This is a genomic window from Hyphomicrobium sp., assembly GCF_009026145.1.
Classification (GTDB): Bacteria; Pseudomonadota; Alphaproteobacteria; order Rhizobiales; family Hyphomicrobiaceae; genus Hyphomicrobium_A.
Genome location: NZ_WBUE01000030.1, coordinates 1 through 13,439, shown reverse-complemented (window position 1 = coordinate 13,439; position 13,439 = coordinate 1). Strand labels below are relative to the sequence as shown.

Sequence of the window (13,439 nt, the reverse complement as noted above, 5' to 3'; positions counted from 1 at the left end):
TTTAGACGCGCGGCCCAGTAATCGCTCCAGCATCCATTGTGCTACTAGTTGTGCCGCGCCCCCGACGGCGCGGCCCCGATCCGCCCGACCCTGTCAACCGAAACCCGCGAGCGATGGAATGACCGCTGAGCCGCACGCGCGCGTGGACAATTACTGGGACGCCAGCAAGAAGCCGCGCGTCGTCTCGCCCCCGCTCATCGGCGACGCCGCCGTGGACGTCGCCATCATCGGCGCCGGCTATACGGGGCTGTCGACCGCCTTTCATTTGAAAGCCGCCGAGCCCTCGCTCGAGATCGCCGTGCTCGAGAGCGAGACCGTCGGCTTCGGCGCCAGTGGTCGCAACGCCGGCTTCGTCATGACGCTGTTCGGGGCCTCCGTCGGCATGATGAAGGCGCTGCACGGCGGCGCCAGGGTGCGCGAGGCGCACGATTACATGGTGCGCTCCATCGCCGGCCTCGAAGCGATGCTCGCCGAGCACAAGCTCGACTGCGACTACGAGCGCTCAGGCTTTCTGAAAGTGGCGACCTCGCCGCGCTATGTCGCGCGCATTCGCGATGAGATCGCGTTGTTCGAGGAGCTGGGCATCGAAGGCTACCGCTGGCTCAATATCGGCGAGCTGGCCGGGCGCGTGCGCTCGCCGACCTTTCTCGGCGGCTGCCTGGAGCCCGGCTGCGGCCTCATCAACCCGCGCAAGTGGGTCGATGCGCTCGCCGGTTTGGCGCTCGGCAAAGGCGTGCGGCTCTACGAGCAGACACGCGTCAACAAGGTGCGGCGCGAGGGCGGGAAGTTTCACCTGTCGACCGACAACGGCACGGTGACCGCCGACAAGTTGGTCTTCGCCAGCAACGGCTATACGCACCTCATTCCCGGCATGCGCTCGAAGCAGTTGCCGGCTTTCGTGTTCATCGTCGTCAGCGAGCCGCTCACCGCCGAGCAGCGCGCCGCCATCGGCTGGGCCGGCCGCGAGGGCATCGAGGACGGCCGCAACTTCATGCACTTCTATCGGCTGACGCCCGACAACCGCATCCTCATGGGGGGCGGCCCGGGTTTCGTGCCCTTCGCGGGCCGCATGCACCATGACGCCTATCCGGCGGCGTGGCAGCACCTGGAAGAGTTCATCGGCACGACCTTCCCGGCGCTGCGCGGCATCCGCATTGCGCATCGCTGGGGCGGGGCGTTCTCCGTCACCGCCAACTCGACGCCGCAGATCGGGACGCTGCACGGTGGCGCCGCCGCCTACTCCGTCGGCTGCACCGGGCACGGCGTGGCAATGACGCACATGAACGGGCGCATCCTGCGCGATCTCGTTCTCGGACGGTCGAGCGATCTGACCGATCTTTGGTTCGTCAACCGTCGCTCGCTGCCGCTGCCGCCGGAGCCGTTCTCGTCGCTCGGCGCCAAGGCGGTGACCGTGGCGATGGCGCTCGATGATTGGTGGTGCGCCAGGGGGGCGAAGCCGACATGACGACGATCAAGAGGATCGCCATGATCGGCGCTACCGGCATGCTCGGCATCCCGGTCGCGATCGCGCTCATGGAGGCGGGCTTCGAGGTGACAGCGCTGGCGCGCAATCCCGCGCAGGCGCGCCGCGCACTACCCGCGGCAATCGCCGTGATGCAGGCGGACGTTCGCGACGAGGAGGGCTTGCGTGCGGGCCTGCGCGGACAACATGGGCTTTACCTCAATCTCTCCGTGGCGGCGAGCGAGCGCAAGGGCGACTTCCACACCGAGGCGCAGGGATTGCAGCACATTCTCGCCGCGGCCCGGGAGGCGGGGACCGCGCGCATCGCCTACCTGTCGGCCCTCGTGCACGATGCGCCGGACAGCCGCTGGTGGGTTCTCAGCGTGTGGCGAAGCGCGCTGGCGCGCATCAAAGCGTCGGGCATCCCCTATACAATCTTCTATCCGACCAACTTCATGGAGACGCTCGCCGAGCGCCACAACGCTGGCAGCCTGTTCGTAATGCTCGGGCGCGGGCATCACCGCAACTATTGGATTGCCGGCAGTGACTTCGGGCGGCAGGTCGCTAAGGCGTTCGCGCTGCCGCAGGCGGAGAACCGCGAGTACTTCGTCCAAGGGCCGGAGCCCATGACCTACGACGGTGCGGCGGTGCGCTATGCGCGCGCCCTGCATAAATCTCCGCTCGTCGTTCGTGTCCCGTTGCCGCTGGCGCGTCTCGGCGGCCTGTTCTCGCGCCAGCTCGACTTCAATGCTCGCATCATGCAGACGGTGCTGCGCTACCCCGAGGAGTTCAAGGCCGGCGAGACGTGGGACCAGCTCGGAAAGCCGACGATCACGATCGAGCAATTCGCCGAGCTGCGGGGGGCGCCCGCGACGGCCCCTACTGGCAGCGCGTGAGGATGCCGCGGTCGAGGTGCAGATGGTCCTTGTGCGCGGCGTTGAACTGCGGGCCGATGGCGACGCGGAAGTAGCCACAGGCGCGCATGTGCGCCTCGCGCAGGAACCGCCCCTCGGGGCTGTCGGCCTTGTAGTCCTTGGTGATGCTGATCTGCTTGCCGTTGGCGAGCCGGAAGGCACCGATGTCGACGGCGTTGGCGAGCGAGTGCTGGCTGCGCATGTTCATCCAGCGCTTGTTGCCGATGATGTTGCGGCAGGAGTAGGTGCCCATGTCCTGCATCCAGGCGACGCGGCTGCCGAACATTTCCACGGCGAGGGGCTGCACTTGGTATTCGATCCATAGCGCGAGGGCGGTGGCCGCCTCGCAGGTGAGCTGCTCGAGGCCGATCTGGGCGCCGCCGACCTCGGCGACGCGCACCGCATTCGTCCAGCCGCAGCCGTTCGGCTGCACTTTGTCGGCGATGGGCGTCGCGACGATGTGCGGCGCAAGCAGTACGGCGCGGCACTGCTCCGGATCGCGGCGTAGGGCGGCGAGGCGGAAATCGACGAACCACGTCGGCGGGTCGGCGAGCGAAATCGTCGCCAACGGTGAGTAGCGCTGCGGCACCAGCCCCAACCAGAAGGCGCCGAAGACGATGACGAGCAGCAGCAGCGCAAGCAACGCGCGCAGAAAGTTCCGGCCGCTTCGGCGCATAGGTGGTGGGTCCCAAGTTCTGTCGATCTTCAGTATAGGCTCCCGCGCAGCGCGCCAAGCGCGCGCGACCGGCCGAGGCTGCGGAAGTCTCTGACCGTGGCCGCGCCGTCACCGCGCCGATTTATCCCCGCGCGCGCCGCTGCGCATAAAATCCCGCGCCAGCCCAACTCGAAGACCCGGGGTGCAGACGTGCGCTGGCGGACCTGCAGGGGATGGGCCGGCACGGATGCACCGGGGCCGTAAGCGTAGCCCCATGATCTACTGTCGCCGACGCGAAAATGTCGGTGGGCCCCGGGCGTCCGTGCGAAGCATGGCTCCGCCATGACGATGCAATCCGGGGAAGACGGTGGTCGGGACTTCGTGCCTGGGTGGGGCGGCGATGGCTGCATCCAACCAAACGAGTATGAGGGCCAGGACCGCCCCGCTCCCCGTGTCTATCACCCCGGGCTTTCCCGGCGCGGGGCAATGCAGCGCGCCCTTGACCCCTCCCCCACTCGGGGAGAGGTAGTGAAGGTGCACGGGGCTCTCAGAAATCCGAGGCGATGCCGCCCTTTTCCCAGTCGCCGTAGCGGGCCGGGTCGGGCCCATCGCGGCCGCCCACCTCAGGCTCGGGCCGCTTGCCACCAGCCGCCCCGGCCCGGCGCGCCTCTGCCTCGGCCAGAGCGCGCTCGGCTGCCGGCGTTAAAGGACGCTTATCCGTCTCGGACTTATCTGCCTTAGATTGCATGCCAAAAAGACCGGGGCTGGCGGTTGCCTGACGTGCTCTCCATATAGCACCTCATTACCGCTTCGACATGGAGCTGCGACAAGAATGAACTACGTCAAGACGGCCATGCTGCTCGCGGTGCTGACCGCGATCTTTGTCGCTCTGGGCGCGCTGGTGGGCGGGCAAACGGGCATGCTCGTTGCCTTCATTTTTGCCGTCGGCCTGAACTTCTTCAGCTACTGGAACTCCGACAAGATGGTGCTGCGCATGTATGGCGCGCACGAGGTCGACGAGCGCTCGGCGCCCGAATACTACGGCATCGTGCGCGAGCTGGCGCAGCGCGCCGGGCTACCGATGCCGCGCGTCTATGTCATGGACAGCCCGCAGCCGAACGCATTTGCGACCGGCCGCAACCCCTCGCACGCCGCCGTGTGCGCCTCGACCGGCCTCTTGCAGGCGCTGAGCCGCGACGAGATCGCTGGCGTCATGGCGCACGAGCTGGCGCACATCAAGAACCACGACACGCTCACCATGACCATCGCCGCCGCCATCGGCGGCGCCATCTCCATGCTCGCCCAGTACATGCAGTTCGGCATGCTGTTCGGCGGCAGTCGCGACGACCGCAGCGGCCTCGGCGTCATCGGCTCGCTGGTGGCGATCATCATTGCGCCGCTCGCCGCCATGCTGGTGCAGATGGCCATCAGCCGCTCGCGCGAGTACGTCGCCGACCGCATGGGTGCGCAGATCTCCGGCCGACCGCTGTGGCTTGCCTCGGCGCTGGCCAAGATCCAGAACTATGCGCACCGCATCCCCAACGAGGAGGCCGAGGCGGCGCCGGCCACCGCGCACATGTTCATCATCAATCCGCTCACCGGGCAGGGCATGGACAACTTGTTCTCCACCCACCCCAATACCGAGAACCGCATCGCCGCCCTCGAGGCGCTGGCACGCGAGATGGGACAGACAGGCGGGCCGCGCGAAGAGGCCCTCGACTCGGACACTGGCCCGTGGTCGGCCGGCTCGCGCAGTGCTTCCGGCGGCCCCTGGGGTTGATGCAAGGTGGTGAAAGAGGACGCGTCCAGCTCCCACAAGCCCCACAAACCGCGTCGGGTACCACCCCAGCATCATAAGCTGCCGCGTGCTGCACCCCCCGCGGGCCTGCCGGCTCGCGAAGCCGCCGTCCGCTTGCTGGTCGCGGTGCTGAGCGAGGGCCATTCGCTCGACGCGGCGGTGGCCAAGGAGTTTCAGCAAAGCGCACTCGAGCCGCGTGATCGGGCTCTCGCGCGCCTCATCGCGGCCACCGTGCTGCGCCGATTAGGTGAGCTCGAATTCGTGCTCAACAGCTATCTCGAAAGGCCGTTGCCCAAGCGCCAGGGTGCGCTGTGGCAGATCCTGCTGTCGGGCGCTGCGCAGCTGTTGTTTCTCGAGACGCCGCCGCACGCCGCCGTGGGCCTCGCGGTCGAGCAGGCGCGCCGCGATCGGCATGCGGCGCACTACGACAAGCTCGTCAATGCTCTCTTGCGCCGGCTAGCGCGCGAAGGCGCCGCAGCCCTGCAGGCCAGCGACGCAGTGGCACTGAACATCCCGGCTTGGCTGCTGCAGCGATGGGGCGAGGCCTACGGTGCCGAGGCGGCACGGCACATCGCGGCGGCTTCGTTGGCCGAGGCGCCGCTCGACATCAGCGTCAAGGAAGCGCCAGAGGCGTGGGCCGCGCGCCTCGGCGGCGCGGTGCTGCCCACGGGGTCGGTGCGGCTCGCGGCCGGCGGCCGCATCGAGGATTTGCCCGGCTATGCCGAGGGAGTCTGGTGGGTGCAGGATGCGGCCGCCGCGCTACCGGTGCGGTTGCTCGGCCCCGTCGCGGGCAAGTCCGTTGTCGATCTGTGCGCGGCCCCGGGGGGCAAGACGGCGCAGCTTGCCGCAGCCGGTGCCGACGTTACCGCCGTCGACCTCTCGGGTGCACGCCTGAAGCGCCTTGCCGCCAACCTCGAACGCTTGCACCTCGCGGCGCAGTTGGTCGAGGCCGACGCGGCGACGTGGTCACCCGGACGCACGTTCGACGCGGTGCTGCTCGATGCGCCGTGCACGGCGACGGGCACGATCCGCCGCCATCCCGACATCCTGCGCTTGAAGCGTCCCGATGACGCCGCGGCGCTCGCCGATATCCAATCCCGCCTGCTCGACAACGCTGCCGGCCTCGTCGCGCCCGGCGGAACGCTTCTCTACTGCACGTGCTCATTGGAGCCGGAGGAAGGCGCGCGGCAGATCGAGCGTTTTCTCGCGCACGATCGGCGCTTCGCCCGCTCCCCCATTGCCGCCGGCGTATGTGGGATCGCCGCGGAATGGCTGACGCCGCACGGCGAGCTGCGCACGCTCCCCTGCCATCTCCCCGGCGAGCGGCCGGAGCTGTCCGGCATGGACGGCTTTTACGCCGCCCGGCTCACGCGAATCGGCTGATTCGCCGCATACGACTATCTGCGCACAGGCGCGCGCTGGCCCAGCCTTGTGTTGGCCGGTTGGCGGGGGTAGTCCGGACCCATGGTGTGGTGCACGGCACATCACCGCTCGCTCTCGGATGGACAGATCGTTGCGGGGGGTTCGCATGGCAGAACTGACGCTCAAGGAACGACTGCGCAAAGCGGCACTCACCGTCGAGACCGGCAAGCGATCGGCGATCGCCAGTGCCATGGCTGGCCCGCTGAAGCGCTGGACCGAGCCCAAGACGCCCGTCGATCATATGCTCATCGTCCCGCAGGATCTGCGCACCGCCGACCCGAGCTTCTGGGACGAACTGGAGCACGACCAGTTCGGACTCGCCGGCAGCATCGTCCTCTTGCGTGGACGCTCGCCGTTCGAGATCGATGCGCCCAATGCCACCTGGGCACGGGAGCTGCATGGCTTCGGCTGGCTGCGCAATCTCGCTGCAGTGGACACCGACGAGGCACGCGACACCGGGCGCCGGCTGGCCCTCGAGTGGACGATCCGCTTCGGCAACGAGCGCCACGGCCTCCCCGCCGAGCCGGCCGTTGCCGCGCGACGGCTCATCTCCTGGCTTTCGCACGCGAACCTGCTGCTGGAGGACGCCGACCGGGATACGTACGGGGCGATCACCGCCAGTCTCGGGCGCCAGTATGCGCAGCTCTCGGGGTCGTGGCGCGAGGCGCCCGCGGGCTACCCGCGGCTGCTGGCGCTTGTCGCGCTCGCTTTCGCGGCGCTGTCGCTCGCCGGGCATGACCGCCAGCTCCGTGATATCGAAGCGAACCTCGCCGCCGAGCTCGGCTGGCAGGTGCTCCCCGACGGCGGACACGTGACGCGCAATCCGGCGCTGCTGGTGGAGCTGCTGCTCGACCTGCTGCCGCTCAGCCAATGCTTTACGGCGCGCGATCGCAGCCTGCCGGACCAGTTGGGGGAAGCGATCGAGCGCATGCTGCCGATGCTGCGCTATTTGCGCCTCGGCGACGGCATGCTGGCGCGATTCAACGGCGTATCGGGCGTTCTCGCGGCCGGCCTTGCCACCGCCATCGCCTATGACGACGGCTCGTTGGCGCCGCTGCGCGAGGCGCGCGCTTCGGGCTACGCGCGGCTACAGCGCGGCGACACCGTCATCGTCGCCGACGTCGGTAGGCCGCCGCCCCTCGCCCTGTCGGCGGGCGCGCAGGCCGGATGCCTGGCGTTCGAGATGAGCGCCGGCAAAGAGCTGCTGTTCGTCAACGGCGGCGTGCCGGGAGCGGCGGCCGCCGACTGGTATCCGGCCGCGCGCGCCACCGCCAGCCACAACACGCTGACGTTGGCGGAAAAGTCATCCTCGCGGCTGATCGTGCATCGCAAGTTGGAGGCGATGATGGGCGCCCCGCCGATTCGTTACCCGGGTCGCGTGGAGTGGCGCCTCGAGGAGCGCGCGGGCGAGGTCGCTCTGGAGGCCAATCACGACGGGTATCGGCGCCGCCACGAGCTCGTCCACAGTCGGCGGCTGCGGCTTGCGGCCGACGGCCTGCGGCTTATCGGCTGCGATCGACTGGACGGGATGAGCACCAAGGTACGGTTGCGCGCCGACTTGCCGTTTGCCATTCACTTTCACCTCATGCCGGGCGTGAGCTGCGGGCTGAACGCTGGGCACAGCGAGGCTACGATCACGCTCGCCGACGGCCAGCGCTGGCGCTTTGGCGCGCACGGCGCCGCGCTCAGCATCGAGGAAAGCGCCTACTTTGCGGAGAGCTCCGGCCCCCGGCCGGCGCTGCAGATCGTGCTGCGCGGCGTAACTTTCGGCGAAACCGAGGTAAACTGGATGGCCGAGCGCCTGGCGGAAGGAAAGATGGAATGACGAGCGCTCCGCGCATTCGCCGCGCACTCCTGTCGGTGTCGGACAAGACCGGCCTCATTGCCTTTGCGCGCGCACTGGCCGAAATGGGCGTCGAGCTGATTTCGACCGGCGGCACCGCCGCGGCGCTGCGTGCCGAAGGCCTCGCCGTCAAGGATGTCTCCGAGATCACCGGCTTTCCCGAAATGCTCGATGGCCGCGTGAAGACTCTGCACCCGCGCATACACGGCGGTCTTCTGGCCGTGCGCGGCGATGCGCGGCACGAGGCGCAGGCGGCCGAGCACGGCATCGCGCCGATCGACCTGCTGGTCGTCAATCTCTACCCCTTCGAGGCAACTGTCGCGCAGGGCGCCGTCTACGACGACTGCATCGAGAACATCGACATCGGCGGGCCGGCTCTGATCCGCGGTGCGGCGAAGAACCATGCCGGCGTGGCGGTGGTCGTCGAGCCGGCGGACTACGACGGCATCCTGGAAGCTATGCGGGCCAATAACGGCGCAACGCCGCTGGCGCTGCGCAAGCGTCTGGCGGCCAAAGCCTATGCCCGCACCGCGGCCTACGACGCCGCGATCAGCAATTGGTTTGCCGCCACGCTCGGCGAGGAAATGCCCGAGTGGCGCACGTTTGGTGGCCGCCTCAAGTTCCCCCTGCGCTACGGCGAGAACCCGCACCAGCGCGCCGCCTTCTACGCCTCGGGTGACGCGCGCCCCGGCGTGGCGAGTGCCGTGCAGCACCAGGGCAAGGAGCTGTCCTACAACAACCTCAACGACACGGACGCGGCGCTGGAGCTCGTCGCCGAGCTCGGTCCGGCCAAGCCCGCCGTCGCTATCATCAAGCACGCCAACCCATGCGGCGTCGCCACCGGCGCCAGCCTTAAGGACGCCTATCTCAAGGCTCTGCGCTGCGATTCGGTCAGTGCCTTCGGCGGCATCGTGGCGCTCAACGGCACCATCGACGTGGCGGCTGCCGAGGAGATCACCAAGATCTTTACCGAGGTCGTCATCGCGCCCGACGCCACGCCAGAGGCGAAGAGTATTTTCGCGGCGAAGAAGAACCTGCGGCTGCTGACCACCGGCGGCTTGCCGGACCCGCGCGCACCGGGCGTCATCGTGCGCTCGCTGGCCGGCGGCCTGCTCGTGCAGTCGCGCGATGATGGTGTGATCACGGCGGCGAACCTGAAAGTCGTCACCAAGCGTCAGCCGACGGAGGCCGAGCTCGCCGACCTCATCTTCGCCTTTCGGGTGGCCAAGCACGTCAAGTCCAACGCCATCGTCTACGCCAAGGACGGCGCTACGGTGGGGATCGGCGCCGGGCAGATGAGCCGCGTCGATTCGGCCCGTATCGCGGCGCTGAAGGCCGCCGATGCGGCCGCGGCGATGGGCGCCAAGGAGCCTCTGACGTGCGGCTCGGTGGTCGCCTCGGACGCCTTCTTCCCATTCGCGGACGGGTTGCTCGCCACCGCCGAGGCGGGGGCGACCGCCGTCATTCAGCCGGGCGGCTCGATGCGCGATGACGAGGTGATCGCCGCCGCCGACGCCAAGGGGCTGGCGATGGTCTTTACTGGCATGCGCCATTTCCGGCATTGACCATGCCCGGCGATGGCGAGGTCGTCCGTCTGCGGCCGGCGCGGCGCGCCGATTGGGATCTGATCCGCAGCTGGCTGGCGCGCGCCGACATCGAGGCCTGGTGGGGTCCGCGCGCCGCGACCGAGGCCGAGGTCAATATCGCCCTCAACTCCGGGCATGCGCTGTGCCGCATCATCGAGGCCGGCGGCGTCCCGGTCGGCTATGCGCACGCCGTCGATGCCACGATGTGGGGCGATGAGCTGCCGCAGGACCTGGCCCCGGGGACATGGGACCTCGACCTGTTCATCGCCTCCGAGGAGCATCGCGGGCAGGGCGTAGGGCAGGCCGCCCTGGCACAACTCAAGGACGAAGTATTCGGCACCACCCTGGCGACGGCGGTGTGCGTCTTTCCGTCGATCCGCAACGAGCGGGCGGTGCGCGCCTACGAGAAGGCCGGATTCCGTTGGAAACGCATCTGGAACGACCCGCACATGGGGCCGTCCTGGTTCATGCTCGCCGAGCGCCCGCGCTAGCTGGCATGCCGCACTACACTTTATTGTCGTTTTGCTGCAAAGGCCGTAAGGTAGGCGTCGATCATCCAGTGTGTTGGGGGGGACCATTGCCGTGAACACCGTCGTCCGAGCCATAATCTTCATCGTCATTCTGGCCGCCATCGTGGCCGGCATCGTCTACGTCTATACGCCACTGCCTGAGACCGCCGCGCCGCCCGCGGCCGAGACGACGGCTCCGGCACCCGCTGAGCCTGCACCGGCTCCTGCAGAACCCGCGCCAGCACCGGCCGCCGAGACGGCGCCTGCACCGGCTCCCGAGACGCCGCCCGCCGCCGAGCCGATGGCACCGGCGGAGCCGATGGCGCCGGCCGAGACGCCGGCTGAAGCACCGCCTGCGGAGACGCCTCCGGCTGAAACGCCGCCGGCCGAGACGCCTCCGTCACCGTGAGGCGCTAGGCTATCAGTGCCACTTCTGTGTTTCGGGCTGGGGCTCGCGCTTATCGCGCGGGCCCTCGTCTTTTGGAGCGGGCGAGGCGTCCGTCGACTTCTCCGGCTTGTTGAGCTCGTTGGCGGCGTCCTTCGCCTTGTCGAGCACCTCCGACGTCGCCTGCTTGGCCTTGTCGAGCACCTCGCGCGCGGCCTCGGCCGCCTTGTCGAGCAGCTTCGTCGCCTCGTGCGCCTCGTCGAGGGCCTTCTCGCTCGCCTCCTTGCCCTTGTCGATGCCGGCGCCGGCATTCTCCTTGGCGCGGTCGATTGCCTTCAGGATCGCCTCCTTGGCAGCCTCGATGGCGGCGTTGGTCGCCTCCTTGGCGTCATCGATGACCTCGCCTGCCGTCCGCGGCGGCGGCGCCGGAGGCTCGGGCTCCTCGATGGCCGGGGTATCGGCGGCCGCCGTGGCTTTCTCCTCGGCCAGGGCGGCTGCGGGCAGCAGCAACGCTGCCAACAGGGGGAGAATGCGGTTCATCGGAAATCACTCCTTTCGTGACCCGAGCAAATTTCATGGCCCCGAGCAAAGCACACTTTGCTCCCTGCACCGCATGAAATCCTGGTTAGACTCGGGTGCCGCTAGGCCTCCCGAGCCGGTGCCCGGACGGGGAGCATGAGGACAATGCCGGCGACGAGGAACAGCAAGATGGCCGACATGCCGAGGCGCTGGCTGTGCGTTGCCGCGGTAACCAAGGCGACGAGCAGCGGGGCGAGGAACGCCGTAACCTTTCCGGAAAAAGCGAAAAGCCCGAAATACTGCGTGATCTTGTCAGGCGGTGCGAGGCGCGCCAGCAGCGAGCGGCTGGAGGCTTGCACCGGCGCCGAGACGATGCCGACGATGACGGCGAAGGCGAGGAAGACGCGCTCCCCAATCGATGAGAACGGCGCCGAGCCAGGAGCCTTAGGCTCAACATCCATGAAATACAACACATGCCCGGCATCGACGGAGAGGATGCCGAAGGCGGCAACGATCAGGATCAGGAGTGCTGCGACGATGACGAATTTGGCGCTGATCCAATCATCGATCCAGCCACCGATCAGCGCGCCGAACGCGCCAACGAGAGTAAGGATGATGCCGAACAGGCCGAGCTCGAGCGGTCCCCAGCCGAACACCGAGGCGCCGTAGATGCCGCCGAAGGTGAAGATCGCGGTGAGGCCGTCCGTGTAGATCATGCGGGCGGCGAGAAACAGCAGCATGTCGCGGTTGTGCGGCAGCGAGCGGATGGTGTCCCACAGCTCGGCCGTGGCCGGCCTTCCATCGTGCATACGCTTCTGACCGATGTCCGGCACGAACAAGAAGAATGGAATCATGAAGACGAGGTACCAGACGGCCGACAGCGGCCCGACGATGCGGTCGCCTTCGCGGCTCGCCGTGTCGAGCGCGAATAGGGGCGAGAAGCCGAGCAGTGTCTCACCGGTGTCGCCGACGGGCACGATCAGTCCGGCCACGAGGAACAGGCTAGCCAGTCCGCCGAAGTAGCCGCACGCCCAGCCGGCGCCCGACAGGCGGCCGAGCTCGCCCTGCGGCACGAGGCTGGGCATGAAGGCATTGGTGAAGACGGCGGTATATTCCGCGGAGACCGTGGCGCAGACGAAGGCGAGGAGGACGAGATAGATCGTCGCCGGCGGCGCCGACGGCGTGGCGATCCATAGCGATGTCATGGCCACGGCCAGGATAACCGAGAACAGGGCGATCCACGGCTTGCGATGCCCGCGCCCATCGGCGAAGGCGCCGAGGAACGGACTGCCGACGGCGATCAATATGCCAGCGACGGCGGCGCCAAAGCCCCACATCGACTGGCCCTTCGGCCCATTGCCGACCACGACATTGGCGAAGTACGGGGCGAACAGAAAGGTCAGGATCAGCGTGTAGAACGGCTGCACCGACCAGTCGAACAGCATCCACGAGATGCGCGCGCTGAGCGGCGCGCGCTCCACCGGAGCGGCGTATTGAGCGGACGTAGCCATTTCCACGGTAGCTTCCCCATGCTCGATCCCCGGCGCCCGCCCATATAGCACGGAAAAATGGCCGTGCTTGCGACGCCTCACCGCCCGCTCCACCCTAGGGCAGGATGATCAAGTGGTCCGGCAGCTCGCTTGTATCCTGGGTGCCGGGCGGGAAGTGCTGGGCCAGCACGGCGCCAATGGCTGCGATGGCCGCCACGAAACCATCGGGCGCCTTGCCCTTGCCAATGGCGTCGGTCAGGTCGTCGATGATGCGCTTCCACGTACCGGCAGGTACGCGTGCATCGATCGCCTTGTCGGCAACGATCTCGGCGTGGTGCTCGGCCACCGAGATGAACAGCAGCACGCCGGTGCGGCCGGTGGTCGTGTGCAGGTTCTGGACGAGAAACTGCTCGATGGCGCGGCGGTGCGCGTGCAGGCGCTTGATGGCCATGGGGACCAGCGTGGTGCGGATCGGCACCGGCATCAGCGCCGCCGTGACGGCCGCGAAGACCGCTAGCTGTATGAGGTAGATTGGCACCAGCCCGAGCTGGGTGAAGAAGATCAGCGGCCACGGCACGAAGAGGGCAACGATCGCCCCGACGAGCGGGGGCACGTAGTGGTAGCCGTCACTTTGCGCGGCGACGACGACGACGATCTCGCCCGACGTCCGCCGTTCCGCGTCGGTGATCGCCGCGGAGATGCGCTGCTCGTCCCCGGCCGAGAACAGGCTCATGCGAATGTCTCCCGAGCTTGCATGCGGTCCCTCCGCATCACCAGCTTCCCGACGAGCCGCCGCCGCCAAAATCGCCGCCGCCGCCCGACCATCCGCCGCCGCCGTTGCCACCCGACCATCCCC

The 13,439-nt window shown here is 68.2% G+C and carries 13 protein-coding genes; 8 read left to right on the top strand and 5 right to left on the bottom strand.

Annotated elements, in window-relative coordinates; translation table 11 throughout:
- The first annotated feature begins 118 nt into the window (after positions 1 to 118).
- The gene (locus F9K20_RS18050) at positions 119 to 1,465 is read left to right on the top strand and encodes an FAD-binding oxidoreductase (RefSeq protein ID WP_291005130.1); all 1,347 of its coding nucleotides are present in this window, start codon (positions 119 to 121) and stop codon (positions 1,463 to 1,465) included.
- Positions 1,462 to 2,358, top strand: coding sequence for an SDR family oxidoreductase (locus tag F9K20_RS18045; protein WP_291005128.1), 897 nt, complete (start codon positions 1,462 to 1,464; stop codon positions 2,356 to 2,358). The genes F9K20_RS18050 and F9K20_RS18045 overlap by 4 nt, the downstream gene beginning before the upstream one ends.
- Here the strand turns inward: F9K20_RS18045 and F9K20_RS18040 are convergent.
- Together F9K20_RS18040 and F9K20_RS18035 are read right to left on the bottom strand one after the other, a co-directional pair.
- Positions 2,342 to 3,052 carry an extensin family protein gene (locus tag F9K20_RS18040; RefSeq protein ID WP_291005125.1) on the bottom strand — a complete coding sequence of 237 codons (711 nt, stop codon included), beginning with the start codon at positions 3,050 to 3,052 and terminating at the stop codon, positions 2,342 to 2,344. The two genes, F9K20_RS18045 and F9K20_RS18040, sit on opposite strands and share 17 nt — an antisense overlap.
- Before the next feature lie 526 nt (positions 3,053 to 3,578).
- The gene (locus tag F9K20_RS18035) at positions 3,579 to 3,779 is read right to left on the bottom strand and encodes a DUF1674 domain-containing protein (protein ID WP_291005122.1); all 201 of its coding nucleotides are present in this window, start codon (positions 3,777 to 3,779) and stop codon (positions 3,579 to 3,581) included.
- Between the two features lie 84 nt (positions 3,780 to 3,863).
- Here F9K20_RS18035 and htpX point away from each other — a divergent pair, with 84 nt between their 5' ends.
- From htpX to F9K20_RS18005, 6 genes are all read left to right on the top strand, one after another.
- Positions 3,864 to 4,811, top strand: coding sequence for a zinc metalloprotease HtpX (gene htpX / locus F9K20_RS18030; protein WP_291005119.1), 948 nt, complete (start codon positions 3,864 to 3,866; stop codon positions 4,809 to 4,811).
- A 78-nt stretch (positions 4,812 to 4,889) separates the two neighbouring features.
- The gene (gene rsmB, locus F9K20_RS18025) at positions 4,890 to 6,212 is read left to right on the top strand and encodes a 16S rRNA (cytosine(967)-C(5))-methyltransferase RsmB (RefSeq protein ID WP_291005225.1); all 1,323 of its coding nucleotides are present in this window, start codon (positions 4,890 to 4,892) and stop codon (positions 6,210 to 6,212) included.
- 145 nt (positions 6,213 to 6,357) lie between these two features.
- Positions 6,358 to 8,076 carry a heparinase II/III family protein gene (locus F9K20_RS18020; protein ID WP_291005116.1) on the top strand — a complete coding sequence of 573 codons (1,719 nt, stop codon included), beginning with the start codon at positions 6,358 to 6,360 and terminating at the stop codon, positions 8,074 to 8,076.
- On the top strand, positions 8,073 to 9,659 hold the full coding sequence (gene purH / locus F9K20_RS18015; RefSeq protein WP_291005113.1) for a bifunctional phosphoribosylaminoimidazolecarboxamide formyltransferase/IMP cyclohydrolase: 1,587 nt from the start codon (positions 8,073 to 8,075) through the stop codon (positions 9,657 to 9,659). Before F9K20_RS18020 ends, purH begins: the two co-directional genes overlap by 4 nt.
- Positions 9,660 to 9,661: 2 nt before the next feature.
- A complete protein-coding gene (locus tag F9K20_RS18010) occupies positions 9,662 to 10,171 on the top strand; it encodes a GNAT family N-acetyltransferase (RefSeq protein WP_291005110.1) in 510 nt (169 codons plus the stop codon).
- Positions 10,172 to 10,262: 91 nt separating this feature from the next.
- Positions 10,263 to 10,598: a hypothetical protein gene (locus F9K20_RS18005; protein ID WP_291005107.1), complete on the top strand. Its 336-nt coding sequence runs from the start codon at positions 10,263 to 10,265 to the stop codon at positions 10,596 to 10,598.
- Between the two features lie 12 nt (positions 10,599 to 10,610).
- On the opposite strand, the gene F9K20_RS18000 is transcribed toward F9K20_RS18005, so the two are convergent.
- The 3 genes from F9K20_RS18000 to F9K20_RS17990 form a co-directional block, all read right to left on the bottom strand.
- Positions 10,611 to 11,114, bottom strand: a complete 504-nt coding sequence (locus F9K20_RS18000; RefSeq protein WP_291005105.1) for a hypothetical protein — start codon at positions 11,112 to 11,114, stop codon at positions 10,611 to 10,613.
- Between the two features lie 101 nt (positions 11,115 to 11,215).
- Positions 11,216 to 12,604, bottom strand: a complete 1,389-nt coding sequence (locus F9K20_RS17995; protein WP_291005102.1) for an MFS transporter — start codon at positions 12,602 to 12,604, stop codon at positions 11,216 to 11,218.
- A 94-nt stretch (positions 12,605 to 12,698) separates the two neighbouring features.
- A partial coding sequence (locus F9K20_RS17990; RefSeq protein WP_367238401.1) for a TPM domain-containing protein occupies positions 12,699 to 13,439 on the bottom strand: 741 nt, incomplete at its 5' end.

Excerpts from the sequence above, each read along its gene's own strand:
- F9K20_RS18050 (WP_291005130.1), top strand. The coding sequence starts at position 119 with ATGACCGCTGAGCCGCACGCGCGCGTGGACAATTACTGGGACGCCAGC.
- F9K20_RS18045 (WP_291005128.1), top strand. The coding sequence starts at position 1,462 with ATGACGACGATCAAGAGGATCGCCATGATCGGCGCTACCGGCATGCTC.
- F9K20_RS18040 (WP_291005125.1), bottom strand. The coding sequence starts at position 3,052 with ATGCGCCGAAGCGGCCGGAACTTTCTGCGCGCGTTGCTTGCGCTGCTG.
- F9K20_RS18035 (WP_291005122.1), bottom strand. The coding sequence starts at position 3,779 with ATGCAATCTAAGGCAGATAAGTCCGAGACGGATAAGCGTCCTTTAACG.
- htpX (WP_291005119.1), top strand. The coding sequence starts at position 3,864 with ATGAACTACGTCAAGACGGCCATGCTGCTCGCGGTGCTGACCGCGATC.
- F9K20_RS18020 (WP_291005116.1), top strand. The coding sequence starts at position 6,358 with ATGGCAGAACTGACGCTCAAGGAACGACTGCGCAAAGCGGCACTCACC.
- purH (WP_291005113.1), top strand. The coding sequence starts at position 8,073 with ATGACGAGCGCTCCGCGCATTCGCCGCGCACTCCTGTCGGTGTCGGAC.
- F9K20_RS18010 (WP_291005110.1), top strand. The coding sequence starts at position 9,662 with ATGCCCGGCGATGGCGAGGTCGTCCGTCTGCGGCCGGCGCGGCGCGCC.
- F9K20_RS18000 (WP_291005105.1), bottom strand. The coding sequence starts at position 11,114 with ATGAACCGCATTCTCCCCCTGTTGGCAGCGTTGCTGCTGCCCGCAGCC.
- F9K20_RS17995 (WP_291005102.1), bottom strand. The coding sequence starts at position 12,604 with ATGGCTACGTCCGCTCAATACGCCGCTCCGGTGGAGCGCGCGCCGCTC.